Source organism: Chromobacterium phragmitis (assembly GCF_003325475.1).
GTDB classification, from domain to species: domain Bacteria; phylum Pseudomonadota; class Gammaproteobacteria; order Burkholderiales; family Chromobacteriaceae; genus Chromobacterium; species Chromobacterium phragmitis.
Window position 1 is genome coordinate 3,074,755 of record NZ_CP029495.1, and the last position, 25,634, is coordinate 3,100,388.

Genomic DNA, 25,634 nt, shown 5'->3' on the forward strand with positions numbered 1-25,634 from the left:
CGCGCTGGCCGAACCGCAGGCCATAAATTACGATAGATTACTGGGGTAAACAGCTTGTAAAAAGATGATTTATTCCATTTTTGTAGTTTTATGGTTTTGGCAGGGTAATATTATGTTTCTCAAGTATTATGATTATCTTTTCAATAAATTGAATGGGTAAGTCGGATGGAGCGCCATATAGGTCCACTATTCCGACCTCTACAGTGTAGTCTACCAGGTGAAGAAAGTCATTTTTAATATCCTTGCTTGGAAGGGCTTCGAGTTCTTTTGGAATTGGGTCTCCTCGGCCATTGAGTGGAAGCAAGGCTCCCTCGTGTTCCCATTGGGCTATATTTTGCGCATTTTCTATTGAATTTAAATGCGCAATCAATAGGTCTATGCTTGGATGTTGTAATGAATTTTCTTGGCAAAAAATGGATAGGCACTTTGCAGCATATAATTGCTTTTTCTTGCTGGGTAAGTTCTTAATTTTGGTGAGTAAAATTTTTTTATCCATGATGATTACACTTCTCAATTAATTCAAGGTTGAATTTCTTAAGTAAGGGATTGCATACGGAACATGGCGGTTTAGATGTCCCATGTATGCCACTGGTACTACCTTTGCCTCGTACATTGGCAACAGTTATGGTTGCCCCGTCTAAGTTTACTCCTTTGTTACGGGCTCTGGAAATGGCATTGACTTCCGCGCATTGAGCATCAAAGTCATTGGGAGGAATATCTTGGAGAGCACGCTTAACTTCATCATTTTCTACTCCTCCCTGATTTCTTCCAACTATGACTCTTCCATCCGATGTCTTAATGACAGCAACAGTATCGGGACGCTGAGATGCGGGTAGGCTCTGCGCTCGATCGGCTAGTCGAGCTGCGGGTGTTTTACTTGCTAATCCAAGTGGGTCTACCCACTCAACTGGGTTTGATGCATAGCTGTGGGTATTAATCCCACCCATCAACCCAATCGGATCCCGCGAAATAAACCGCCCGATCTCCGGATCATAGTAGCGATGACGGTTGTAGTGCAGCCCAGACTCGTCGTCATGATACTGCCCCTGGAAGCGGAATGGGTTGCGGATGCCGGCTTTACCTGCGGCGTCGGCGATGACTTCGCGCGCCTGGCCCCAAGCCTGGTAATCCATTTCCAGCGCCAGCCGGCCTTGTTCGTCGGTCAGCGCTTGCGGGGTGCCCAGGTGGTCGGTGTGGTAGTAGTACACCGCCTTCGGCGCTTTCGGCTCAGGTCCGGTCTGACGCAGCGGGTCCTTGTCCGGGTCGTAGGGATTGTGCTGGCTCCAGGCCGGTACCTTGACGCCGCGGATGGCGTCGGTGTGCACCTGGGCCAGCGGCACGAAGCTGTCCGGCTCGAACAGGTAGTGCACCGCTGCCTCGTCGCGGGTTTCGAAGGCCAGCACGTCGCCGTCCCAGCCGTACAGCGTGGCCTGGCCCTGGCTGATCTTGGCGATGCGGCGGCCCAGCGGGTCGTAGTGGTAGTCGGTGCGCTGGCCGTCCGGCGCGGTGAGGCGGGACAGGCGGTTGTGGCTGTCCCATTCCAGCTGGGTGAGGCTGCCGTTGACGCGTTTCTCCACCAGATTGCCGCGGCTGTCGTAGCGGTAGTGGCGGCCGGCGTACTGGCTGAGCAGGTTGCCGAGCAGGCTGTCGTCCTGATGGCCGTCGGCGGCCCGCGCGTTGTCCAGCAGGTTGCCGGCCGGGTCGAAACGGAAGCTTTCCACGCCTTTGGGGGTGGCGGCTTCCAGCAAGCGACCTACTGGATCGTAACGGTAGTTGAGGGCGCCGCTGCGGCTGTCGGCGATGCCGGTGAGCTGGCCGGCGGCGTCGTACTGGTACTGTCGGCTCCACTGGGTGGCGCCCATCAGCCGCTGGCTGGATAGGCGGCCGGCCTTGTCGTAGGCCAGGGTCTGTTGCAGCGCATTGCCCAGCACGCGCTGGGTTTCGCGGTGCAGCTTGTCGCGCTCCAGGTTGAAGATGTCGCGCTGGCCGAACAGCAGGCCGTGCACGTGGCCGCTGCCGTAGTTGAGCACGTTCACGCGGTGGCCGTCCGGCCGGACGGTGGCGATGCGGTTGCCCAGCTTGTCGTATTCGTGCTGCCAGCGATAGGTTTCCTTGACGCCGGCGACGTGGTAGCCGTGGTGTTCTTCTGAAACGTTGCCGACGGCGTCGTACACCCTGCGCAGGCTGGCATAGCGGTTCTTGGCCTGGAACAGGCGGCCGGCCCGAAGCTTTCCTTGCTGTTCGGCGCGCTGCGCTCGATCAGGCGGCCGGCGCGGTCGTAGCGGTAATCGGTGGTGACGTCGCCTTCCACTTGCTGCGCCAGGCGGCCGGCGTTGTCGTAGACATAGCGGGTCTGGTGGCCGTTGCGGAACGGGGGCTAGCTTTTTTGCAGGCGAGCTGCAAGCTGTTCGATCATTCCAACCAGCATGGTGCGATCTTCGTCCGCCAGTTTGGCCAGCAGATCGGTTATATACATGGCCTGATCTGTTGGACGATAGCTAGCTTCTTGTACCAAATCGGCTGTGGAGCATCCGAAAATTTCCGACAGCTGCATCATGCGCGTGATGGTTGGGATGACCACTCCACGCTCCATCCTAGACATGGCTTCCAAGCCAATTCCAAGCTTTTCTGCCACCTCCTCCTGTCTGAGCCCGATAGATGTCCGGCGTTTGGCAATGGCTTTGCCAACAGACTTGGCGAGTGCGTCTTCATTCTGCATCTAGTGTCCTCCATTCGACCTATATGGTCGAATGGCACCCCATTGACATGAAGGACCGTCAGGGTTGATACTCAACTTTATAAGTTGTTTGTCGGCATGATGGGTTGATCTTGCGATGAGGGCGGGGAAGAAAAGTTGATGCGTGTCCATGAGACTTGTTCTTATCGATGGAGGTATCGCGATGACGAAGATGAAATGTCCGGAGTGCAATGGTAGTGGGGAAGTTCCTTGCGACTTGGCTTTTGCTACGGAGAAACACCCAGTGTACTGTCCTGTATGCCAAGGTGATCCAGAAGTGAGGATTGATTGCCAGTTATGCGAAGGGGAGGGGAGTGTAGATATTTGATCTGATAAAGAAGATAGGCCTGCCGATTTTAAATTATTGGCAGGCCTAACTAATTGTGCTTTATTTAGAGCCGCTAACAAAACCTCTTGATGCCAGATGCGTATGCCCTCACCTGGCGAAGATGCAACGAAAAGTCATCAGCCAGAAGCTCTGGAAGTCATTGCAGCCGCTACTCTCTCCGCCGCCGCGTTCCCGCCGGGGTGGGAGGCCGCGGCTGGATGATTTTGCTGCCCTCAACGGCATCTTGTTTGTTCTCACTACCGGCATTCCTTGGGAGGACCTCCCGCAGGAACTCGGTTTTGGCAGCGGGATGACCTGCTGGCGAAGGCTGCGGGATTGGCAAGCGCAAGGCATTTGGGACCGCCTACACCTGGCTCTGCTGATACAACTGCGCCAACACGATCAAATTGATTGGAGCCGGGCCAGCATTGATGGGGCTAGCGTTGCCAGCCCCCGGGGGGCCAAGAGACCGGCCCCAACCCCACCGATCGAGGTAAATGCGGCAGCAAACGGCACATCATCGTAGATCGCCGAGGTTTGCCATTGGCGCTGAGCATTACCGGCGCCAATCGGCACGACTCCATGGTCTTCGAAACTTTGGTCGATGCGATTCCTGCCGTTCCTGGCTTGCCAGGACGGCCCAGACAAAAGCCTTACAAGCTGCATGCTGACAAAGGCTATGACTACCGCCGTTGTCGTGCACACCTGAGCCGACGCGGAATCTTGGTGCGAATTGCTCGGCGCGGGGTGGAAAGCAGCGAGAGACTAGGTCGCCACCGCTGGGTGGTAGAACGTACCCATTCTTGGCTAGCTGGCTTCGGCAAGTTGCGCATCCGCTTCGAACGGCGGCTGGATACGCATTACGCCTTGCTCAAGCTGGCTTTCTCATTGATATGTCTGCGATTTGTCGACAGGTTTTGTTAGCGGGTCTTAATGTGGTAAAGAAATTTTTCCATGTTGTGTGTAGCTTTTGCGATAAAGTAATTATGGATGCAATATGCTATCCATAAAGATATTCGAAAAGATTTGAACAGTAATCATGTCCAATAATAGGGGTAATTTTATTGAAAAAGTCTTGCAAAAATAAATCTTTTACAGTCCCATCATCATTGAATACATCAAATATTTGATATTTGCCGTAAACAATATCAATTGTTTCAGAAAGAGAATTTATAAAATCAGCCAGTGAGTCTGAGATTTTAACTGTTGAGCCCGGCTCGTATTGAGCTAGAATTGTAGTAGTTTCCTCGGATATTTCGGCAATAATAGGCTTTCCGCCGCCGATGTCATCCATGATAACAATTCTATTGCTAGGCCAATTGATTATTGCTTCTGTATTTCCTGATTTGTTTTTTTTGATGGCATAGCCGATTTGTGCATCATTTAGCTTTTCTAGGGGGTGAAAAGTCAGTGGTGTTAAACCTGTTTCAATTTCCACATCAACTGGATTAAAGTTATCGTATAGTTCTACTAGTTCTTTATTTGGTGATGTCGTAAATGGCCAATTTTGAATGGTTTGATTGCCAGTGGTGAAGTGACCATTTAGTGAATATTTTTTATGTAGGGAGATGATTTTTTTCATCTCGGTCGCGATGTTTGTCATGTCGGCCTCGGTTTAAGTTTTCAATTTGGAAGTTAGGTGTGATTAACTATAGTGGACAGCCATCTTGTCCCATTTGGGATGCTGTTGCTTTTCTATCAATTAATCGGCCTTTTCCTGGCGTATCGTAATTTCCTCGGTGTCCCTGATTTCCCATCAAGTGCTCATCAAACCCACTCGGGTGAGAGCCATTTTGTAGAAATACGATGTTCCGAGGGTCACCTTTCCATGCAGTGCCGAGCTCGCCATTTCCTTTCACACTGTTGATGTGATGGCCCGTATAGCCTGCTTTAGACATTATTGAAGACAGTTGCGCATTATTTTTTGTGTTCAAAATTGTTTCACGCTCACTTGCACTCCATTCTCGGCTACCGCCACCAGCTGCTACTAGTTCACGCTCTTCCCCCCAAGCACGATGAATTGCTGTGGCTCGTCCCCCTGGGCAAGGTTTGACACTACTTCTAGGTTTGTAGCGAACAAGCTGTGTAGGAGAGAGTCCTAATGGATCAATCCATATAACAGGGTTTAATGTATAACTATGGGTGTTGATTCCACCCACCAACCCAATAGGATCCCGTGAAATAAACCGCCCGATCTCCGGATCATAGTAGCGATGACGGTTGTAGTGCAGCCCGGACTCGTCGTCATGATACTGCCCTTGGAAGCGGAAGGGGTTGCGGATGCCGGCTTTTGAGGCGGCGTCGGCGATGACTTCGCGCGCCTGGCCCCAAGCCTGGTAATCCATTTCCAGCGCCAGCCGGCCTTGTTCGTCGGTCAGCGCTTGCGGGGTGCCCAGGTGGGCGGTGTGGTAGTAGTACACCGCCTTCGGTTCTTGCGGCTCAGGTCCGGCCTGACGCAGCGGGTCCTTGTCCGGGTCGTAGGGATTGTGCTGGCTCCAGGCCGGTACCTTGACGCCGCGGATGGCGTCGGTGTGCACCTGGGCCAGCGGCACGAAGCTGTCCGGCTCGAACAGGTAGTGCACCGCTGCCTCGTCGCGGGTTTCGAAGGCCAGCACGTCGCCGTCCCAGCCGTACAGCGTGGCCTGGCCCTGGCTGATCTTGGCGATGCGGCGGCCCAGCGGGTCGTAGTGGTAGTCGGTGCGCTGGCCGTCCGGCGCGGTGAGGCGGGACAGGCGGTTGTGGCTGTCCCATTCCAGCTGGGTGAGGCTGCCGTTGACGCGTTTCTCCACCAGATTGCCGCGGCTGTCGTAGCGGTAGTGGCGGCCGGCGTACTGGCTGAGCAGGTTGCCGAGCAGGCTGTCGTCCTGATGGCCGTCGGCGGCCGGGGCGTTGTCCAGCAGGTTGCCGGCCGGATCGAAGCGGAAGCTTTCCACGCCCTTGGGGGTGGCGGCTTCCAGCAAGCGGCCGACCGGATCATAGCGGTAGTTCAGCTGGCCGCTGCGATTGTCGGCGATGCCGGTCAGTTGGCCGGCGGCGTCGTACTGGTACTGTCGGCTCCACTGGGTGGCGCCCATCAGCCGCTGGCTGGAGAGGCGGCCGGCCTTGTCGTAGGCCAGGGTCTGCTGCAGCGCATTGCCCTGCACGCGCTGGGTTTCGCGGTTTTGAAATAATTTCGGTTGCTTCTTTTAATCTTCCTTCCAAACATCCTCAAACCCATGTGGATCCGTCATGAATTTATAGCCGGGCTCTAGGCAAAGAAATTTCATCACCTCTGGCAAGTATTCATTCAAATGAGAGGCATGCATTGGCTTGAAGAAATCTGGGGAGTCAGAGAATTCGCCGCAATAAAAAAACCACGAAATATTATCTCCCTCCCTTTTGAATACTCTAACGCCACGTATTGGTAGTTGGCCAATAGTTTCAAGAGCAATCGCGACCATTTCATTTTCATCCAAATCAATAACCTTGGACGAGTATTTTTTGCAAATTTCAATTTGCTCTTTGCTGCTTGTCATGTTTATATTCCTAGTTTTTTCTTCATGGCTCTTGTGAAGGCCGAAGCTCGGCCCCCTTGTTTTGAAGAGCATTTCAAACAGTGAGCCTGTACTGAAGCAGTGCTTGTTTGGTGAGTTACGTCATTTTTACCCGTTCTGTAGTATTCAACAGCTAACGGATCTACATGATCTGCAACTTGTGTTTTCCCTATGTTGCCACATACAACGCAAGGTTGACCTTGAACAATATTTTGTTGACTTGTGACTGGGCCTAGTGTTTTGTCGCGAACATATGGCTTTGTAATATTGGGGTTGGGCTGGAAAAGATTTCTATCGGGTATCCCGTAGTCGTCTGTTGGAACGACATTGCCTAGTCCATCAATAGTGGTCCCTGCTAGTCCTAATGGATCAATCCATTTTAGAGGATTGTTTGCATACTGATAAAGGTTTATACCGCCAGCTAATCCAATTATATCTTTAGAAATAAACCGCCCGATCTCCGGATCATAGTAGCGATGACGGTTGTAGTGCAGCCCGGACTCGTCGTCATGATACTGCCCTTGGAAGCGGAAGGGGTTGCGGATGCCGGCTTTGCCTGCGGCGTCGGCGATGACTTCGCGCGCCTGGCCCCAGGCCTTGTAGTCCATTTCCAGCGCCAGCGCGCCTTGTTCGTCGGTCAGCGCCTGCGGGGTGCCTAGGTGGTCGGTGTGGTAGTAGTACACCGCCTTGGGGGCCTCGGGCTCCGGCGAGGGCTGACGCAACGGGTCCTTGTCCGGGTCGTAGGGGTTATGCTGGCTCCAGGCCGGTACCTTGACGCCGCGGATGGCGTCGGTGTGCACCTGGGCCAGCGGCACGAAGCTGTCCGGCTCGAACAGATAATGCACCGCTTTCTCGTCGCGGGTTTCAAAGGCCAGCACGTCGCCATCCCAGCCAGCCGTACCGTGTGGCCTGGCCCTGGCTGACCTTGGCGCAGCGGGTCCTTGTCCGGGTCGTAGGGGTTGTGCTGGCTCCAGGCCGGCACTTTGACGCCGCGGATGGCGTTGGTGTGCACCTAGGCTAGCGGCACAAAGCTGTCCGGCTCGAACAGGTAGTGCACCGCTGCCTCGTCGCGGGTTTCGAAGGCCAGCACGTCGCCGTCCCAGCCGTAGAGTGTGGTCTGGCTAACCAAACTGTTAATTGTCCTGAAGCCTAAGCAGAAACCTTTTCTAAATGTAAGAGGCGCTTGAAGGATAGGAGATGATAGTGAAAATAACCGCTCTTAAAGTGATTCCGCAAGCTTCCATTTTTTCCCATCAGTAGAGAAATGTAATTTTTCAATCAACCATTTTGAGTCGTTTTCTTGAAGAGTATATCTGAAAAAATTTTCAAATCCACTGTTTTGTTTTGTTATGACGTAATTGTGTGTAGACGATATTTCTTCAATAATGGTTTGTTCGTAAGCCGGGGGGCGACCCACCGCCATAGTAGTTAAAGCGGCGTCGGCAATTTTATTTTGCTCGCCATCTTTGACATACTTCTCAAATATGATGCGCAGTCTTTCTCTTGCTATCTTTTTTGATTTTTCACGCTCGGTGGGATCAGTTTTATAAGCTTCACTTCTCTGTTCTTTGTAGAAGCTTATTTCCCAGTCGAGCATCTCTTTTAAATATTGTCCTATGGTTTCTTGGGGGGTCATTTTTTTTCTCCGCAACAACATTTTAAAGGATTGTCAAAGACTCTCGTAGTGGTTTTGCCATTTATTCTTGTTTGGTATAAAACAGAATGAGGCCTAGTGGAGCCCTTGTCATACTGTGGAACGACTCTGACAATTACATTGTCACCAGCTTTAACTTTTTCTGCAATTTGAGCTTCGTGAGTTCTATATTGGCCACGGTTAATGCCCAGAGTTTGGGGGAATACTCCATCATCACCACCAGAACCTCCTAGTCTATTCGCAATGGCATGGCCAGCATCATCGTGCGGGCAACCTAAACTACGGGCGAATGCTCTAGAGGAGGTGCTAGTCTTTGTGCCTGTATTCAAATCCTCGGGTCTAATTTTAGCAGTGGCACTTCTAATTTCACCGTTGGGGCCATATTTATACTTGTACTTGGCACCTGCTGCCCACAGACCTAGGGGATCAACCCATTGTATTGAGTTAGGTGCATAGTTATGTGTATTTATCCCACCCATCAACCCAATCGGATCCCGCGAAATAAACCGCCCGATCTCCGGATCGTAGTAACGATAACGGTTGTAGTGCAGCCCGGACTCGTCGTCATGATACTGCCCCTGAAAGCGGAAGGGGTTGCGGATGCCGGCTTTTGAGGCGGCGTCGGCGATGACTTCGCGCGCCTGGCCCCAGGCTTGGTAGTCCATTTCCAGCGCCAGCGCGCCATGCTCGTCGGTCAGCGCCTGCGGCGTGCCCAGGTGGTCGGTGTGGTAGTAGTACACCGCCTTCGGTTCTTGCGGCTCAGGTCCGGCCTGACGCAGCGGGTCCTTGTCCGGGTCGTAGGGATTGTGCTGGCTCCAGGCCGGTACCTTGACGCCGCGGATGGCGTCGGTGTGCACCTGGGCCAGCGGCACGAAGCTGTCCGGCTCGAACAGGTAGTGCACCGCTGCCTCGTCGCGGGTTTCGAAGGCCAGCACGTCGCCGTCCCAGCCGTACAGCGTGGCCTGGCCCTGGCTGATCTTGGCGATGCGGCGGCCCAGCGGGTCGTAATGGTAGTCGGTGCGCTGGCCGTCCGGCGCGGTGAGGCGGGACAGGCGGTTGTGGCTGTCCCATTCCAGCTGGGTGAGGCTGCCGTTTACGCGTTTCTCTACCAGATTGCCGCGGCTGTCGTAGCGGTAGTGGCGGCCGGCGTACTGGCTGAGCAGGTTGCCGAGCAGGCTGTCGCTCTGATGGCCGTCGGAGGTCGGGGCGTTGTCCAGCAGGTTGCCGGCGGGGTCGAAGCGGAAGCTTTCCACACCCTTGGGGGTGGCGGCCTCCAGCAGACGGCCCACCGGGTCATAGCGGTAATTCAGTTGGCCGCTGCGATTGTCGGCGATGCCGGTCAGCTGGCCGGCGGCGTCGTACTGGTACTGTCGGCTCCACTGGGTGGCGCCCATCAGCCGCTGGCTGGATAGGCGGCCGGCCTTGTCGTAGGCCAGAGTCTGCTGCAACGCATTGCCCAGCACGCGCTGGGTTTCGCGGTGCAGCTTGTCGCGTTCCAGGTTGAAGATGTCGCGCTGGCCGAACAGCAGGCCGTGCACGTGGCCACTGCCGTAGTTGAGCACGTCCACGCGGTGGCCATCCGGACGGACGGTGGCGATGCGGTTGCCCAGCTTGTCGTACTCATGCTGCCAGCGGTAGGTTTCCTTGACGCCGGCGACGTGGTAGCCGTGGTGTTCCTCTGAAACGTTGCCGACGGCGTCGTACACCCAGCGCAGGCTGGCGTAGCGGTTCTTGGCCTGGAACAGTCGGCCGGCCGGGTCGTAGCCGAAGCTTTCCTTGCTGTTCGGCGCGCTGCGCTCGATCAGGCGGCCGGCGCGGTCGTAGCGGTAATCGGTGGCGATGTCGCCTTCCACCTGCTGCGCCAGGCGGCCGGCGTTGTCGTAGACATAGCGGGTGGCGCTGCCGTCGAAGCCGGTTTCGGCCGTCAGGCGGCCGCCGTCGTCGTAGTCGAAGCGGTAGTAGCGGTGGTTCTCGTTGCGCAGCGCGGTGAGGCGGCCTAGCTTGTCGTACTGGTAGCCCAGGCTGTGGCCGTTGGCGTCGGTGCGCTTTTGCAGCCGGCCGGCCTTGTCGTATTCGTAATGGGTGCCGCGGCCCAGCGGGTCGGTGATTTTCAGCAGGCGGGCTTCGGCGTCGTGTTCCAGCTGGGTGGCCTGTCCGTCCGGCTGGACGATGGCTTGCAGCGTGCCGTTGGCGGCGTACTGATAGCGGGTGGCGTTGCCCATCGCATCGATGATCAGCAGCGGGCGGCCGCGTTCGTCGTACTGCCACTGGGTGGCGCTGCCGGAGCAGTCGGTATAGCTCTCCAGCAGGCCGTCCGGGCGGTAGGCTATCTTCTTGGCGCCGCCCTTGGCGTCGGTGATGGCTACCGGCAGGCCTTGCTCGTTGTACGCGTACTTGGTCTTGTGGCCGAGCGGGTCGGTTTCCTCTATCAGCTGGCCCTTGTCGTCGTAGGCGCGCAGCCATTTCTCGCCCATCGGGTCAATGATTTCGATTAGATTGTCCTGCTCGTCGTAGGTGAAGTGCACTTCGCTGCCGTCGGCGCGTTCGTGCCAGATCAGGTTGCCGTTGGCGTCGTAGTCATAGCTGTCTTGCGTGCCGTCCGGGCGAATATGGCTGAGCAGCTTCTTGTCGTCATCGAATTCAAACCACTCTTCTTTGTGGTCCGGATAGACGATGCGGTAGTTGTAGCCTTTTTCGTCGAAATAGTATTCGGTGGTGCGGCCATAGGCATCGGTGACATAGGTGAGATCGATGTTCTCGTCCCAGGCCAGGCGCACGTCCAGGCTGCCGTCGTCGGCGTATTCGCGAATGGCGCGGGCGTCCAGATGCGTGCCATCCCATTCCAGCGTGATGCCGCGGCCGGTGCGGTCGGTGTAGCGGGTGATCAGGTGATGCTGGTACTGGTAGCTCCAGCTTTCGCCGTTTTCATCGGTGGCGGCCAGCAGGTCGCCGGCATCGCCGCCCAGCTGCGGGATATCGCTGTAACGGTATTCGGCCAGCGTGCGTTGCGGCAGGCCGGTTTCCAGATTCTGCAGGGTAACGCGGGTGACGCGGCCAATGGCGTCGTGATTCAGGTCCACTGCGTAGCCGGCGCTGCTGACCAGCTGGCTGAGGCGGCCATCGCGGAAGTTCATCGCAATGCTGTTGCCGGCGCGGTCCTTGATCAGCGCCAGTCGGAAGCTGTCGCCGTGGCGCTCGTACAGCTGGATCAAGTCATGGCCAAAGGTCTGCGACAGCAGGGTGTCGGATAGGCGGGTGAGCGTAAAGCCCTCGATGCCGTCCTTGTGCGACTCGCCTTCCGGCAGCAGCGGATAGTCCAGCGTGCGGCCGCTGTCGTCGTGGAATTTCAGCTGCCCGCCTTCAATATCGAAGCGGGCGGCATAGGCAAGACTCCAGCGCGCGCCGAACTCGCCTTTTTGATCGTTGCCGCCAAAGTTGGAACGATATTGCCGTGTCCAAACAATAGGAAGAACACCCGGAAGGCTGAAGTCGGTGTGTTGTAGCGACTCGTCGCCAAAAGCGTATCCGATGGAGGCCTGGGTGCTAGCGCAAGCACATTTGGGCCCAGGCTTGGCGAGCTGCTTTAGCTTGGCGGCAACTTCCTTCACGGTCTGTTCGACCTTTTTCTTGGCGGTATTCACCGCCTTGGTCGCCACCGCCGCCGCTTTTTTCGGCAGGTGATTGAGGAAGGCTTTCAACAGCTTGTCCAGCAACGGCTTCAGGTGGCTGCTGTACATCTTCATCAGCATGTCCACCAGCATGCCCGCCCATTTGGCCATGGCCGCACCCAGGCGTTGCATCAGGCGCGCGGAAACTGTGCCTTTCAGGATGGAGTCGATCTGCTTGGCGGCGGCCACCGTCATGCCGGCGGCCGCTTCGGTGCCGGCATCGGCAGCGGCCTGGTTCAGCGAATGCAGGTGGGCGCTGACCGTGCCCCAAAAACCTTGGTCATTGGTTTTATTGAGGTTGTACCGGACGGGCGCATGCTTGACGTTCTTTTGCACATAGGCGCCGAACTTGCCGGTGCCCAGGCTGGTCAGCAGTTCGCCCATGCCGGCGATGATGGTGGCGCCTTTGGCGCCGCAGACTTTCAGCTCGTTCTGGATCTTGCCGTCTACATACTTTACCCATTCCGCCGGCGAGTTGCGGTAACTGGCCGGCAGCATGGTCACCAGCTTGGCCGCCAGGCCCGCTTCGATCTCGCCCTTGGCCCAGTCTTTGCCGGCGCGGCGCAGGCTGGTGGCGCACAACTTAAGCGTGGGCCGCGCGCCCATCTTGAACAGGCCGCCGGCCGCGGGGATCACGCCGATCAGGTCCACGCCCAGGAACAGCCAGTCGAAGACATCGACCTCCTGATTGGCGCGGGACTTGTTGGACATGTCGACGATGTCGACGATGACGTCGCCGATGGAAATCAGGTTGCCCACCACCGGCACTGCGGACGCGATGGTTTTCAGGCTCTCCACCGACAGATGGCCGTCGCTGATGCTGCGCAGCCATTTATCGAAGTCTTGGCCGGTTTGCTGCAGCGCCTGGGCTGCGGCTTGAGGCGTGGCGGGAATAACGGCTACGGGGCGTGCGAGGGCTGCGGTCGTCATGATGGCGAGTATCTTTTACAGTATTTTCTTGAGCAGATTGGCTGCGTTCGGGACGGTGGCGGCGGAAGAAGCCAGTTGCTTCACATCGCGCGCCTGCTGCAGCATGGCCTGCGCCTGGCCGGCCACTTGCTTGGCCTGGTCCAGCGTATTCTTGGCTTGGGACAGTTGGCCGGCGGCCGCGGCGACGCCGGGCGGCAAGGTCTTGCCCACCAGGCTGGAGAGCTGGCTCATCGCCTGCTTCTTCACCGCCTCTCCGCCCACCAGCTGTTTCACCGCTTCTTCCGGCTGTGGCACAAAGGGGAAGATGTCGGCCTTGTCCTTGTTCGGCCGGCCCAGGAAGTCGACCTGGGCGGGGCCCACCGGCAAGCCGTGCACCATCGCCTTGCCGGCCTCGTCCAGCACGCCCTTGTGTTTGACGCCCAGCGCGTCGGTGACGACGAACTTGCCCTGGTTCATCGAGACGCCGTTGGCGAACTCGTGGATGACCTGCAGATTGCCGGTGCCGGGCTTGGCGAATGCCGGGGTGGGGGTGCTGAGGCTGGCCGGGCCGCTCAGGCTATGGCTGGCGCCCTTGACGCTCACTTCGCTGGGGCAGTGGATTTCGATATTGCCGCCGGCGATGCGGATGTAGCCGCCGCCGCTGGTGAGCAGCACTTCCTGGCTGGCGGCGATCTGCACCTTGCCCTTGGCGGAGGTGATGGTCAGCTCCTTATCCGCCGTCAGCTCCATCGCGTCGCTCTGCGCCTGCACCTGCACCTTGCCCTTCGCCGCGATCAGCTTCAGCGCCACCTTGTCTTTCACCCCCGACACGAACAGGCTGATGTGCTGGCCGACGTTGTGCAGCCAGCGTCGGCCGGTCGCGTGGTTGGCGTCGCGCTGGGCGACCAGATTCAGGTTCTGGCCAGCGCTGAGGGTTTGGCTTTGCTCGGTCAGGGAGGCGATGCCTGCGGGTGCGGACAGGATCAGCAGCGGCTGCTGGCCGGCTTGGTCTTTCGCGGTTTTGCCGTCCTTGTCGGTGTTCGATCCCGCTTCCCAGGCCTTCAGCGCGTCGGCGTGGTGTTGCAGGTGGCCATCGCTCTTCTTGCCGGCCTTGACGTTGTCCGGGCCGATCTCGTCGGGGCCGGTCTCCATGGCGTCGGCCAGCTGGCCGGTGGCGGTTTCGGCCAGCGCTTGGCTGAGGGAGAGCGCGGCGTCGAGCTGGCTTTGCGCGTGTTCTCTGGCGAGCTGTTTGCCGCCGGCGCCGTTCTGCGCTTCGGTGGACAGCAGCAGGCCGTGGGCGGCGCGGATGGCGCCATGATTGTCGGTGCGCAGCTCGAAGCCGTCGCCGCGCGGCTGGGCCTTGCCGTTGCTGCGCGGATGGGCGAGGTAGCCCTGGTTGAGCTGGGTTTTGCCCGGTTCGCTGGACAGCTTGGCGCGCACTTCGCCGGGGGTGTCGTCGAACAGCAGCTCGTTGTAGCCGCCGCCCTGATGTTCTTTGGATTTGATGCCGGACAGGGTCTTGTTGGCGGGCAGGCTGCCGGCGCCGCTGAAGTCGGGCGTGGGGTGGCTGCCGTTGTACAGCACGCCGGTGATCAGCGGGCGGTCGATGTCGCCTTCGATGAAGTCGACCAGCACTTCCTGGCCGATGCGCGGGATGAACTGGTGGCCCCAGCCGGCGCCGGCTGATGGCATGGCGACGCGCAGCCAGCAGGAGGATTTGTCGTCGAGGCCGGCGCCGATGGCGGGGTGTTCTTCCGGCCGCTGCCAGTGGAACTGCACCTTGATCCGGCCCTGGGCGTCGGTGTGGACTTCTTCGCCGGCCGGGCCGACCACGGTGGCGGTCTGCACGCCGCGCGATTTCGGTTTGGCGTGTTCTGTACCGGCGTAGGCCGGGGTCAGCGGGATGCCGCGGCGCTGGGCCTGGATCTGGGTGCTAAATGGGGCGTCGGCGGGTTCGCCGGCCGGCAGGATGGCTTTCAGGTCGGTCGGCAGGTTGTTGCGCGCCTGGAGGCGTTGGCCGGTGACGACGAATTCGCGCTGCTCGTGGCTGTCGCCGTCGTGCGCCGGGTGGTCGTCCAGGCGGAACCATTGGCCGGCGGTGAGGCCACGGATGGAGCCGGCGCCTTCGAATTGCTTGGCCAGCCGGTCGTGCGCCTGCTGCCGCAGCCGGGCGTAGTGGCTGAGCTGCTCGGCGTCGCCGGCGTAGTAAAGACTTTGCGGGTCGTAGTCCTGCAGGCTGGATTGCAGCGCCTGGCCGCCCTGGCCCTGGTCGATCTGGCTGCTGTCGCCGGTGTGCTGGGTGGACACCGGCTGGTAGTCGAAGGTGGCCAGCGCCACGTTGCCGGGGACGATCCGGCGGCTGGCGCTCCAGTCGGTGAGGCCGTCCTCTTCTTCGGTGGCGTCGCTGCGGTGGAAGCGCACTCGCTCCACTTCGGCCGGCGGCAGGCTGTAGACGTCGTCGAACACCGCCAGCTTGACCTGGGGGCTGTCTCCGTCCAGGTGCTCGAAGCGCCAGGCGTAGCCCTCTTCATGCAGCAGGCGGACGATGAAGCTGAAGTCGTCTTCGCGATATTGTAAGCAATAACTGCGGGGCTGGGCCGGCCCCACCTTGAACTCGAGGGCTTGCGCGCGGGCGAACACCGGGTTGGCCGCCTGATGCTCGTGGACGATCTGCTGGACGATGTCCGGCACCGTCATGTCCTGGAACACGCGGGAGGTGCGGCGATGGCGCAGCAGCGCGATCGGCGGCTCGATGGTCAGCTGGTACTGGGAAAAGCCGCCGTCGGAGCCCAGCAGCCTGGCCTGGCTGACCACGCCGCAGCGCAGGCTCTCGCGGCCGGCGGGGTCGGCGATGCCGATGCGGGCGGATTGGCCGAGCAGGGTCTTGAGCTCGATGGCGCCGTCGGGAGACAAGCAGGTCACGACATGGCGATAGGCCTGTGACACCCCTTCCTCGCCGTCCAGGCTTTGCGGCAGCAGCTGCTCGGCGGCGACGTGCCCGCCGCCCAGCTCCAGCGTGAGCAGGCGTTGGTCCTGGTTGAAGGCGGAGGCGAAACTGGCGAGGAGTGAGCTAAGGTCCATCGATTATCCAAAAGAAAAATACCCTCATAAAGAGGGTTGATAAGTGTGAAAATCGAAATGAAGCAAGATTTTATGTTCAAGGCATTGCGTCAACAAGACGAACATTCCCATTTGCTGGATGGACCTGAACTAAAGGACAGGTATGAGCAAAAAGTAGAGACGGCGGATCGCGCCTGGGAAAAGCGCGCGCCGGGGAGATCGGCGCGCGTAGGGGAGTGGGGATTATGACTGCAGTTGGCGGTTCAAATCCACCGTTTTGTCAAACGCCGCCGCCAGCGCCTGCTCGACGGACTCCTGGCTGCCAGTCGGCGCCAGCTTGATCAGGTCGCGGTAATCGGCGGTATAGCTTTGCAGGACTTCGGCGCGCTTGTCGCCGGTTTCCGCCAGCGCCTGGTACACGGAGAGGCTTTCGTTCACAGAATGGCCGCCGTCGAATACCAGGAAGGCCAGAGTGTTGAGATAGGCCTGCTCCGGGGAGAAACCGTCAAGCTCGCCCGCCAGGTGCTGATTCAGGTGAACCATGATGTTGGTGGAGCCGGATGCGCCGGTCACCACCGACTGGCCCTGTGACAGCGCGTTGCGCTCGAACGCGGTCTCCTTGCCCGGCGTCAGGATGCGGCCGGCGGCGACGTTGCGCCCGCTCAGGAAACCGTCGTGGCGTTGCTGTTCCACCTGCTGATGCGGCAGCAGGGTGCCGTAGCCGCGGGTTTGCTGCTCCTTCAGCGTGACCTTGATCGAGCGGTCTTCATTCTCGCTGACCACCTCGCTGGTGGAGCGCGCCTTGGTGATGTGGTCGGTGTAGAAGCGGTCGCCGGCGCGTTTCCAGTCAGCCATGTTCAGGCCCATGCCTTCGGTAATCGCCATCTTCACCGCCAGGAACGGCACCTTGATCATGTCGAAGCCATTGTCCACCTTGCCCATCATCGCCTGGAAGTTGGCGTGGCTGGGCTGGGCCAGGAAGCGGGTAAGCTCCGGCACTTCGCTGAACCAGGGGCGGGTGTCCTTGGAAATGGCCTTGGCGAAGGCTTCCATCTTGCTGTCCAGCCGCTTGGCGCGATCGGCGTCGTTTATGGGCAACTGCTCGAAGTAGCTGTCGAACGCTTTCACCAGCGCGTCGCCGATTTGGGCGGAGGTGGACAAGGCGGCGTCGGAGGGCCGTTCCACCAGCGCGTGGGCGAATTCGGAATCGAAGTAACGGCCGAACAGATTATCCAGATATTGCCCGGTGGTTTTTTCCTTGCGGGCGTCGGCCAGCAAGGATTCCGCCAGCCCGGCCAGATGCGGTTGGCCGCTCAGTTGGCGCACGGCATCCTGATACAGCTCGATGCTTTGCTGGGTGTTGACCTGGCCGCTCAGCCACAGGCCTTGCGCGCGATCGGCCAGCGACAGGGCGGTGGCGCCGCCGTCCTGGCGCAGCGCGTCGACGAAGGCGACCAGGCTGGCGTTTTCGGTTTTGGGCGCGGTGCGCTCGCCGGCGGCGTTCAGCCGGGTGAGCGAGGTGGTTTGCCGGTTTTGCAACTGTTCGATCTCTCCTGCGCCAAGCTCGGTTTTCAGGCCCATCACTCGGCCGATGCCGTCGAAGGCCACTTTATCGGCGAACTGGCTGGCGACGGCGGGCGGCAGCGAAATGCCGTGCAAGCCGGCCGCCTTGGCGCGCTCCGCCTGCAAGTGGGAGATGACTTGGGCGATTTCGCGGCGCAAGCCGGCCGCATGCTGGCCGCGGTTGGCGAACTCCTTGGGCTTGTCCTGCTGCCAGCGCTCCAGCGACTGATCCAACTGGCGCAGGCTGCTTTCGTCGGCGCGGGCGATGACGGACTGGAACGCGTCGCGCACTTGGCTCAAGGCCTGGCTGGGCCGGTCGATGGAAATGCCGGCGAATTTACGGCCAGTGGAGGCGAGGAAGGCCTGATCGTCCGGCTTCAGCAGCGTGAGCGGCAGTGCCGACAGATTGGCTTCCAGCCTGCCCGCCAGCTGGGAAGGCTGCGGGAACAGCGCGCTTTGCAGCTGCGGCAGCCAGGATTGGCCGCGGCCATCCAGCGCAGACGATGCGCCTTGATGGAAGGCGGCGGCTTCCGGCGTGGCTTGGCGGATGGTTTGTTGATCGGCCTGGACCAGAAACTCGCGGCCGGCTACGGCGAAACGGCCTTCGGCCAGAATCTGGCTGCGCGCGCCGGCGTCGGCGCGCTGGAAGGATTGCAGGGAGCTGAATTCGATCACGGTGAAGACTCCGATGGTTTGTATTGTTCGAGGTGGAAGGCGGCCAGCCAGGGCCGCGCCTTAGCGGGCGTGGGTTTCGCGCCAGTCGCGCACCCACTCGGCCAGTTGGGCCAGCGTGGTTTCCAACTGGGCGGCGGTGTCTGGCGATTGGTCCAGATGCGCGTAGGCCACCACGCCCATTTCCGGGTGCCAGCCCAAGCCCGGCTGGTCGTCCAGCATGGGGTTGAGCGCGGCGGACAGGCTGGCTTCCAGCCAGGCGCGGGAAGGATGGTCGGGCAACTGCGGCTGGACTTGAACGATGACGGTGACGCGCTGGCGCTGCGGAACGTTGCGCAGGGTGACGGGCAGATCGCCATCCAGCAGCAGGTGGCAAAGCCCCTGCGAGTCGAAGCGCAGCTCGGGCAGTCGGTTGCGCTGGCAGAACTCCGCCAGCGCGATGTCGGCGTAACCGTTGGACATGGGGCATTCCTTGCAAAGACGAAAACGGGCCGGCAGGAAGGCGCGGCGATGACGCAAACGATATCGTCCGAGGCGGGGGGAGGCTTTCAAGTTTTGTCCATCGCGCCGGCGGCGCTGTCTCAGCCGGAGAAGCCGCCGTTTGCCAGAAAGGCGGTTTCCGCCGGCGTGGACGGCCGGCCGAGGATGGCGTTGCGGTGCGGAAAGCGGCCGAAGCGGCGGATGATGTCGCGGTGGCCTTCGGCATGGCTCAGCCAGGGCTGGCCCAGGCGGGCGTTGAGGGCGACGGACAGTGTTTGGTCGGCCATGTTTTCCGAGTGGGCGAAGGGCAGGCAGAGAAACAGCCGCAGATCGCCTGCCGCATCCCAGTGGCCGGCGGCGAGCGCGGCGCGGACGATGGCCAGCGCCTGGGTGTCGGTGGCGTACATGCGCGGCGCGCCGCGAAACGCGTTGCGCGGGTATTGGTCCAGCAGGATCGCGAGCGCCAGGCTGCCTTGAGGCGCGCTCCGCCAGGCGGATAGCTGGCCGTGGGCCGCAAGCTTGTGGAGCGCGGCAAAGCGTTCGGCAAAGCGGCGGTCGAAAGCCGGGTCTTGGCTGAACCAGTCGGCGCGCGCATCGCGCCAGAAGCGCAGCACGGCGTCGGGCGATTCCATCGGGATGGGCATGGGGGCGAGACGCCGCCCCGGAGGGGGCGGCCATCGGCGCTTACTTGGTGGTGTAGCCGCCGTTGATCAGGATGGTCTGGCCGGTGATCCACCAGCCGTCGCTGGCCAGATGGCGGATCAGCGGCACCACGTCCTCGATATCTGTGAGGCCGGTCTTGCTCTGTGGGGACAACGCGGCGGCGCTCTTGTGGTAGGCCACCGCGTCTTCGCCCTCCTGGCCATAGAAGAAGGGCGTGTCCATCGGGCCGGGGCCGACGGCGGAGACCGAGACGCCGCGCGCGCCGAACTCCTTGGCCGCGGCGCGGGTGAAGTGCTCGACGGCGGCTTTGGTGCCGGCATAGGACGCGTAGAACGGGGTGAAGGCGCCCAGCAGCGAGGTGACCAGGGTGATGATCTTGCCGTTGTCGTTGACGTGCTTGCCGGCTTCTTTCAGGAAGAAGAACGCCGACTTGGTGTTGACCGCGCTCATTTCGTCGAATTCCGCCTCGGTCGTGTCTGCGATGGGCTTCTTCAGCACCTTGCCCACGGTGTTGATCGCGATGTCAGGGCGGCCCGCCGCGGCCACCGCGTCGGCGAACAGTTTCTCCACCGCGCCGGCGCGGGTGAGGTCGGCCTGCAGGGCCACGGCCTGGGCGCCGGCGGCGCGGATTTCGGCCACAGTGGCCTCGGCGGCCGCGCGGGTGGCGGCGCTGTTGTAATGGATGACCACGGCCTTGGCGCCTTGGCGGGCGAAATCCCGGGCGATCAGGCCGCCCAGATTCTTGGCGCCGCCGGCGATCAGGACGACTTTGTCTCGGATGGTGTGCTGGTTCGACATGTGACTGCTCCAGTGCGTTGTGGAGTTGCCAGTCTATCGTGTAGATTTTTCCAATAAATACGCCAAACGCGAGTAGTCTTTTCAATATTTCATAACAATGGAGCGGACATGGACCGCATAGACCTGCTGCGCCTGTTCATGCGCATCGCCGCATGCGGCAGCTTCACCCAGGCGGCGGACCAGATGGGGCTGCCGCGGGCGACGGTTTCGGTGGCGATGCAGCAACTGGAGGCGAGGCTGGGCGCGCGCCTGCTGCACCGGACCACGCGCCGGGTCAGCCTGACTCGGGACGGCGAGGCGCTGCTGGAGCGCGCGGCGGCTCTGGTGGCCGACATGGAGGACATCGAGCAGGGTTTTCTGCCCGATGGCGGCGACATTGTTGGCCGGCTGCGGGTGGACGCGCCCAGCCGCATCGCGCGGCGCTTGATCTCGCCGGCCTTGCCGGGCCTGCTGGCGCAGCACCCCAAGCTGGAGATGGACCTGGGCTCCAGCGACCGCGCCATCGATCTGGTGCAGGAAGGGGTGGATTGCGCGCTGCGGGTGGGCGCGCTGGCCGACAGCAGCCTGGTGGCGCGCTCGCTGGGCGCGTTCGAGATGGTCAATTGCGCCAGCCCCGATTATCTGGGGCGTTATGGCGCGCCGGCCGGGCCGCAGGATCTGGACGGGCATGTGGCGGTGGATTACGTGTCCCCAACCAGCGGCCGGCGGGCGGCCTGGGAGTGGCGCGAGGGCGGGGAGACGCGTAGCCGCAAGCTGCGCAGCCGGGTAGGGGCGGACAACGCGGAAACCTACATCGCCTGCGCGCTGGCGGGGCTGGGGCTGATCCAGGTGCCGCGCTACGATGTGGACGAGCATCTGCGCAGCGGAGCGCTGGTGGCCTTGATGCCGTCGGCCAGGCCGGAGCCGATGCCGGTGCATCTGGTCTACCCCAGCCGGCGGCATCTGTCGCGGCGGGTGCAGGCTTTTCTGGCCTGGCTGGAAGCTTTGTTGGCGTCGCATGCGCGCTAGTTGTTTGTACTAAATGAGATTTTTTCATCAAGGTCTAACCTGAAAGCCGACTCTGCAGCGGAGGGGGGACCATGAAAGACCCGAAATATTACGGCATGTGGCTATGCGTGCTGGCGCTGGACGCCGCCTGTTTGAGCATTGTTTATCCCTTGGCTGCAGGCGAGTTTTCCCAGCTTTACCTCAGCGGCTATGTCGCGCTGGTGCTGTTGGCCAGCTGCCTGGCGGCCGCGCCGCTGATCCGCTTTCTGGTCACCGGCTGGGGCGCGCGCTACGAGGAATTCCGCAACCGTCTGAACGACGGCGGGCTGGCTTTCTATCTGCGCCAGTTCTGGCAGCCGCGCACCGACAGGGAGCCGGCGCTGAAGATCTGGCCGCCGACGGTGAGCCAGGGCGAGGTGGACGCCGCCGCGGAGCGCCTGTTCGGGGTCATCTACCGCGAGCATTACGGCCGTTCGGTGTTCATCACGCCGATGATCCTGTTGCAGGCGGCCATCGCCTTCATGGCCACCCTGTTCACGTTTGCGGAAATGGGCAAGCTGGCGCTGCCGGTGAACAACCTGATCGTCGCGGCCTCCATCGCCGGCGCTTACCTGTTCGTGGTGAGCGACATGGTGACGTCGGTGCGGCGGCGCAGCCTCAATGTGGCGGACGTCTACTGGTACGCGCTGCGCATGACGCTGGCCATTCCGATAGGCGCGGCGGTGAGCGCCGCCTCCAGCGCCGACGCGGGTTCGGTGTCCGCGCTGCAGACGGTGGCAGCCTTCGCCATCGGCGCGTTTCCGATGGATGTGCTGATGAAGCTGCTGCGGCGGCTGGCGTCGCGCAGCTTCGGCAGCGGCGAACAGGATCAGAACAGCGACCAGTTGATCAAGCTGGAAGGCGTGACCGCCGACATCGCCGCCGGGATGGCGGCCGAAGGCGTCAACTCCATCGAGCAATTGATAGGCACCGATCCGGTATTGCTGTCCATCCGCACCGGATTTCCATTCAAATTCATCCTGCGGCTGAGCAGCCAGGCCATTGTCTGGCGGTATTTCAGCGACCATGGCGCCAGTCTGGCACGGCTGGGGCTGGCCGATGTGGCGTCTATCGCCAGCCTGAACGAAAAGCTGGAGTTGCCGGAAGACGACCCGCGCCGGCAGCAGGCCGACAAAGTGGCGGCCAATGCCGCAGGCGCTTTGCAGGCCGGCGGCGGGGCCGCGCCGGACGAGGCGACGCTGCGCTTCCTGTTTGGGGAAATCTGCAACCAGCCGTACACCCGCTTTCTGCTGTCCACGCTGAAGCACAAAAACGGCTATCGCCGGCCGCGGCTGCTGAGCGCCAAGCCGACGGAGAAACCGCCGGAAGAGCCGCCCAAGGCGGCGTGACGCGGATTGGCAGGCTCGCGCCGTTGGCGCAATATCCAGGCTGAGCCGGGCGCGCGCGATGCCCGGCCGTCCACTGGAGGATGCGCCATGTTCGATTTTCCTTTCCCATCCCTGCCCGCGGGAGCGGCGCGATGAGCCTGGCCGCCAATCTCATCGTCGCCCTGACGGCCTTGCTGCACGTCTATTTCCTGATTCTGGAAATGTTCTTGTGGGACAAGCCGCTGGGGATGAAGACCTTCCGGCTGACGCCGGAGCGGGCGCGGGACACCAAGGTTCTGGCCGCCAATCAGGGCCTGTACAATGGCTTCCTCGCCGCCGGCCTGCTGTGGGGGCTGTGGCTGGGCGGGGATGGCTTCGCCATCAAGCTGTTTTTCCTGGGCTGCGTGCTGGCGGCGGGCGTGTTCGGCGCCGCCACCGTCAACCGGCGCATCCTGTTTGTGCAGGGGCTGCCGGCTGCGGCGGGGCTGGCCTTGCTGCTGCTGAGTCGATCAGGCGGATAGATTTAAGCCAACTGGCGGTAGATGGCATCGGTCAATTGGCGCGGATGGTCTTCCAGGCAAGCCTTCCAGCTTGGCATGGCTGAGCATCGCCACGGAGAGCCGGGCGTCGGGATGGAAGGCCCGCGCAGGGCAGGGGCAGCCCTTCGCTGTCGCGCACCGGCCTGGTCGATGGCGGCGGCGAGTGCCGGATGCCGCTTGGTTGAGACAGCCACTGGCAGGGCTGGGGCGTTGAGGCTCATATCGGGTGCGGGAGCGGGATCATGGTGTTGGAATGAAGAGCCCCGGCACGCGGTCAAGGTCAAGCCGCCATACCGTTTATGCCGGATGTCTCTCCAGCTCTTGCAAGAAGCGCTCCAGCACCAGATTGGCGCGCCGGCCCCTGCGCACCGCCAGCGCCAGCGGCGCGTCGTAATGGCAGATGTCCGGCCGCAGCGGCCGCATCATGCCCTGGGCCACCCAGGCGGCGGCGAAGTGGTCCGGCAGATAGCCGATGTAGCGGCCGCTGAGGATCAAAAACGCGATGCCTTCGCGGTCGGACGCGGTGGCGGCGGGCGTGAGCCGCTGTTGCAGCGCCTGGGCCTGCGGCGGCAGCCGGTAGCCGGGGGCGACGGCGTTGGCGGCAGCCAGGTCCGCCTCGCTCATGTCGGCGTCCGGCCGGCTGAACAGCGGATGCTCGCGGCTGCAATACAGCTGCGATCGCTCCTCGTACAGCGGCAGGTAGTCCAGCCCCGACAAAGGCTGGATCAGCGGCACCACGCCGGCGTGCAGCTGGCCGTCCAGCAGGCCGGTTTCGATGTCGCTGGGCGTCATCATGCCGATGGAGATTTTCACTTCCGGGCCTTGCTCGCTCAGCGCTTTGAGCGCGCCGGTGACGCGCATCCGGGGCAGCGTGACCAGATTATTGACGATGCCGATGTTCAGCTCGCCGCGCAACTGGCGGTGCAGCAGGTTCACCTCGCCGCGGAAATCCTCCAGCGCCGCCAGCAGCGTCTGGCTGGCGCGCAGCACCTCGCGTCCCTCGTCCGTCAGCGCGAAGCCGGCGCGGCCGCGTTGACATAGCCGGATGCCGAGGCGTTTTTCCAGATCGCCCATCTGCAGGCTGATGGCGGAACGGCTGATGCCCAACACCCCTTCGGCGGCGGAGAAACCGCCGCATTCGGCCACCGCGCGGAACAGCCGCAGCAGGCGGATATCGAAATCGCTGACTTGTCCCAGCGCGGATTTCATAAGTTGAGTCTTTATTTATCTGAACATAAGAAAGATAGCATTTAACTCACGCAATGTCCGCGGCATGCTGTGTCCATATTTCCGCACACAGGTGCCCGACATGAACCCGCTCACCACCCGTTCCGAATTCGACTCTCTCAATTTGCGCGCGCACTGGATGCCGTTCAGCGCCAATCGCAACTTCCAGCGCGATCCGCGGCTGATCGTGGCCGGCGACGGCAATTATCTGGTCGATGACCAAGGCCGCCGCATCTTCGATAGCCTGTCCGGCCTGTGGTGCTGCGGCGCCGGCCACAGCCGCAAGGAGATCGCCGAGGCGGCCTACCGCCAGCTGTCCACGCTGGACTATTCGCCCGGCTTCCAGTTTGGCCACCCGCTGTCGTTCAAGCTGGCCGAACGGGTGGCGGCGATGGCGCCGGGCGATCTGAACCACGTGTTCTTCACCAACTCCGGCTCCGAATGCGCCGACACCGCGGTGAAGATGGCGCGCGCCTACTGGCGGTTGAAGGGCCAGGCGTCCAAGACCAAGCTGATCGGCCGGGCGCGCAGCTACCACGGCGTCAACATCGCCGGCACCAGCCTGGGCGGCATGAATGGCAACCGCAAGCTGTTCGGCCCGCTGATGGACGCGGACCATCTGCCGCACACCTTGCTGCCGGCCAACGCCTTCAGCCGCGGCCTGCCCGAGCATGGCGCGGAGCTGGCGGACGACCTACTGCGGCTGATCGAGCTGCACGACGCGTCCAATATCGCCGCGGTGATCGTGGAGCCGATGGCTGGCTCGGCCGGGGTCATCGTGCCGCCGCAGGGTTATCTGCAGCGCTTGCGCGAAATCTGCAGCCAGCACGGCATCCTGCTGATCTTCGACGAGGTGATTACCGGTTTCGGCCGCACCGGCTCGCTGTTCGGCGCCGACTATTTCGATGTGACGCCGGACATCATGAACCTGGCCAAGCAGCTGACCAACGGCGCGGTGCCGATGGGGGCTGTGGTGGCGACGTCCGAGATCTACGACGCCTTCATGGCGCAGACGACGCCGGAGTACGCGGTGGAGTTCGCCCACGGCTACACCTATTCCGCCCATCCGGTGGCCTGCGCGGCGGCGCTGGCGGCGCTGGACGTGCTGGAGAACGAAAACCTGGTGGCCAGGGCCGCCGAGCTGGCGCCGCATTTCGAGCGCGGCATTCACGGTCTGAAAGGCTTGCCGCACGTGGTCGACATCCGCAACTGCGGGCTGGCCGGCGCGGTGCAGATCGCGCCGCGCGGCGGCGACGCCATCGTGCGGCCGTACGAGGCGGCGATGGCGCTGTGGCGCAAGGGCTTCTACGTCCGTTACGGCGGCGACGCGCTGCAGTTCGGCCCGCCGTTCACCGCCACGCCGCAGGAGCTGGACAGCCTGTTCGACGCCGTCGGCGAGACGCTGGCCAAGCTGGCCTGAAACGATTGTCACCAATAAAACGAGATCCT

21 protein-coding genes are annotated in these 25,634 nt (G+C 61.3%); 6 read left to right on the plus strand and 15 right to left on the minus strand.

What is annotated here, in order from left to right; genetic code table 11:
* Nucleotides 1-88: 88 nt before the first annotated feature.
* From DK842_RS14715 to DK842_RS14730, 3 genes are all read right to left on the minus strand, one after another.
* Nucleotides 89-496 (minus strand): hypothetical protein, encoded by a 408-nt coding sequence (locus DK842_RS14715; protein WP_114062116.1) that lies wholly within the window; start codon nt 494-496, stop codon nt 89-91.
* The gene (locus tag DK842_RS14720; RefSeq protein ID WP_114062117.1) at nt 489-2,174 is read right to left on the minus strand and encodes an RHS repeat-associated core domain-containing protein; all 1,686 of its coding nucleotides are present in this window, start codon (nt 2,172-2,174) and stop codon (nt 489-491) included. Before DK842_RS14720 ends, DK842_RS14715 begins: the two co-directional genes overlap by 8 nt.
* Nucleotides 2,175-2,377: 203 nt before the next feature.
* Nucleotides 2,378-2,719 carry a helix-turn-helix domain-containing protein gene (locus DK842_RS14730; RefSeq protein ID WP_043581533.1) on the minus strand — a complete coding sequence of 114 codons (342 nt, stop codon included), beginning with the start codon at nt 2,717-2,719 and terminating at the stop codon, nt 2,378-2,380.
* Nucleotides 2,720-3,186: 467 nt separating this feature from the next.
* On the opposite strand from DK842_RS14730, the gene DK842_RS14735 reads away from it, so the two are divergent.
* A protein-coding gene (locus tag DK842_RS14735) for an IS5 family transposase (RefSeq protein WP_114060661.1) occupies nt 3,187-3,989 on the plus strand; the annotation gives its coding sequence in 2 pieces (ribosomal slippage) (nt 3,187-3,514 and nt 3,514-3,989; 804 coding nt in all).
* A 76-nt stretch (nt 3,990-4,065) separates the two neighbouring features.
* Here DK842_RS14735 and DK842_RS23055 read toward each other — a convergent pair.
* The 7 genes from DK842_RS23055 to DK842_RS14765 all read right to left on the minus strand — a co-directional run bounded on the left by DK842_RS23055 (nt 4,066) and on the right by DK842_RS14765 (nt 15,910).
* The gene (locus DK842_RS23055) at nt 4,066-4,647 is read right to left on the minus strand and encodes a hypothetical protein (protein WP_145964044.1); all 582 of its coding nucleotides are present in this window, start codon (nt 4,645-4,647) and stop codon (nt 4,066-4,068) included.
* Between the two features lie 67 nt (nt 4,648-4,714).
* Nucleotides 4,715-6,208 (minus strand): RHS repeat-associated core domain-containing protein, encoded by a 1,494-nt coding sequence (locus tag DK842_RS14740; protein ID WP_114062119.1) that lies wholly within the window; start codon nt 6,206-6,208, stop codon nt 4,715-4,717.
* Nucleotides 6,209-6,250: 42 nt separating this feature from the next.
* Nucleotides 6,251-6,580 carry an immunity protein Imm33 domain-containing protein gene (locus DK842_RS14745; RefSeq protein ID WP_114062120.1) on the minus strand — a complete coding sequence of 110 codons (330 nt, stop codon included), beginning with the start codon at nt 6,578-6,580 and terminating at the stop codon, nt 6,251-6,253.
* Nucleotides 6,581-6,582: 2 nt separating this feature from the next.
* On the minus strand, nt 6,583-7,476 hold the full coding sequence (locus tag DK842_RS14750) for an RHS repeat domain-containing protein (protein WP_198414546.1): 894 nt from the start codon (nt 7,474-7,476) through the stop codon (nt 6,583-6,585).
* Between the two features lie 341 nt (nt 7,477-7,817).
* Nucleotides 7,818-8,234: an NTF2 fold immunity protein gene (locus DK842_RS14755; RefSeq protein ID WP_168194891.1), complete on the minus strand. Its 417-nt coding sequence runs from the start codon at nt 8,232-8,234 to the stop codon at nt 7,818-7,820.
* Entirely contained in the window at nt 8,231-12,850 is a 4,620-nt protein-coding gene (locus tag DK842_RS14760; RefSeq protein ID WP_114062122.1) for an RHS repeat-associated core domain-containing protein, read from the minus strand. Before DK842_RS14760 ends, DK842_RS14755 begins: the two co-directional genes overlap by 4 nt.
* Nucleotides 12,851-12,865: 15 nt before the next feature.
* The gene (locus DK842_RS14765) at nt 12,866-15,910 is read right to left on the minus strand and encodes a type VI secretion system Vgr family protein (protein WP_232538492.1); all 3,045 of its coding nucleotides are present in this window, start codon (nt 15,908-15,910) and stop codon (nt 12,866-12,868) included.
* 45 nt (nt 15,911-15,955) lie between these two features.
* Between DK842_RS14765 and DK842_RS23060 the strand changes: the two genes are divergently transcribed.
* Nucleotides 15,956-16,138: a hypothetical protein gene (locus DK842_RS23060; protein WP_145964045.1), complete on the plus strand. Its 183-nt coding sequence runs from the start codon at nt 15,956-15,958 to the stop codon at nt 16,136-16,138.
* Here the strand turns inward: DK842_RS23060 and DK842_RS14770 are convergent.
* The 4 genes from DK842_RS14770 to DK842_RS14785 all read right to left on the minus strand — a co-directional run bounded on the left by DK842_RS14770 (nt 16,133) and on the right by DK842_RS14785 (nt 20,065).
* Nucleotides 16,133-18,127, minus strand: coding sequence for an RTX toxin (locus DK842_RS14770; RefSeq protein WP_114062123.1), 1,995 nt, complete (start codon nt 18,125-18,127; stop codon nt 16,133-16,135). The genes DK842_RS23060 and DK842_RS14770 overlap by 6 nt on opposite strands.
* 60 nt (nt 18,128-18,187) lie before the next feature.
* Nucleotides 18,188-18,586: a CesT family type III secretion system chaperone gene (locus tag DK842_RS14775; RefSeq protein WP_114062124.1), complete on the minus strand. Its 399-nt coding sequence runs from the start codon at nt 18,584-18,586 to the stop codon at nt 18,188-18,190.
* Between the two features lie 119 nt (nt 18,587-18,705).
* Nucleotides 18,706-19,248, minus strand: coding sequence for a DUF924 family protein (locus tag DK842_RS14780; protein WP_114062125.1), 543 nt, complete (start codon nt 19,246-19,248; stop codon nt 18,706-18,708).
* A gap of 40 nt (nt 19,249-19,288) precedes the next feature.
* Nucleotides 19,289-20,065, minus strand: a complete 777-nt coding sequence (locus DK842_RS14785; protein ID WP_114062126.1) for an SDR family oxidoreductase — start codon at nt 20,063-20,065, stop codon at nt 19,289-19,291.
* Nucleotides 20,066-20,173: 108 nt separating this feature from the next.
* On the opposite strand from DK842_RS14785, the gene DK842_RS14790 reads away from it, so the two are divergent.
* From DK842_RS14790 to DK842_RS14800, 3 genes are all read left to right on the plus strand, one after another.
* Complete coding sequence (locus tag DK842_RS14790) at nt 20,174-21,073, plus strand: LysR family transcriptional regulator (protein ID WP_114062127.1); 900 nt, start codon at nt 20,174-20,176, stop codon at nt 21,071-21,073.
* 71 nt (nt 21,074-21,144) lie between these two features.
* Nucleotides 21,145-22,440, plus strand: coding sequence for a hypothetical protein (locus DK842_RS14795; RefSeq protein WP_114062128.1), 1,296 nt, complete (start codon nt 21,145-21,147; stop codon nt 22,438-22,440).
* A 131-nt stretch (nt 22,441-22,571) separates the two neighbouring features.
* A complete protein-coding gene (locus DK842_RS14800; RefSeq protein ID WP_114062129.1) occupies nt 22,572-22,940 on the plus strand; it encodes a DUF1304 domain-containing protein in 369 nt (122 codons plus the stop codon).
* A gap of 315 nt (nt 22,941-23,255) precedes the next feature.
* Here the strand turns inward: DK842_RS14800 and DK842_RS14805 are convergent, their stop codons facing one another.
* On the minus strand, nt 23,256-24,167 hold the full coding sequence (locus DK842_RS14805; RefSeq protein WP_114062130.1) for a LysR family transcriptional regulator: 912 nt from the start codon (nt 24,165-24,167) through the stop codon (nt 23,256-23,258).
* 100 nt (nt 24,168-24,267) lie between these two features.
* On the opposite strand from DK842_RS14805, the gene DK842_RS14810 reads away from it, so the two are divergent.
* Nucleotides 24,268-25,605 carry an aspartate aminotransferase family protein gene (locus tag DK842_RS14810; protein WP_114063749.1) on the plus strand — a complete coding sequence of 446 codons (1,338 nt, stop codon included), beginning with the start codon at nt 24,268-24,270 and terminating at the stop codon, nt 25,603-25,605.
* Nucleotides 25,606-25,634: the final 29 nt, after the last annotated feature.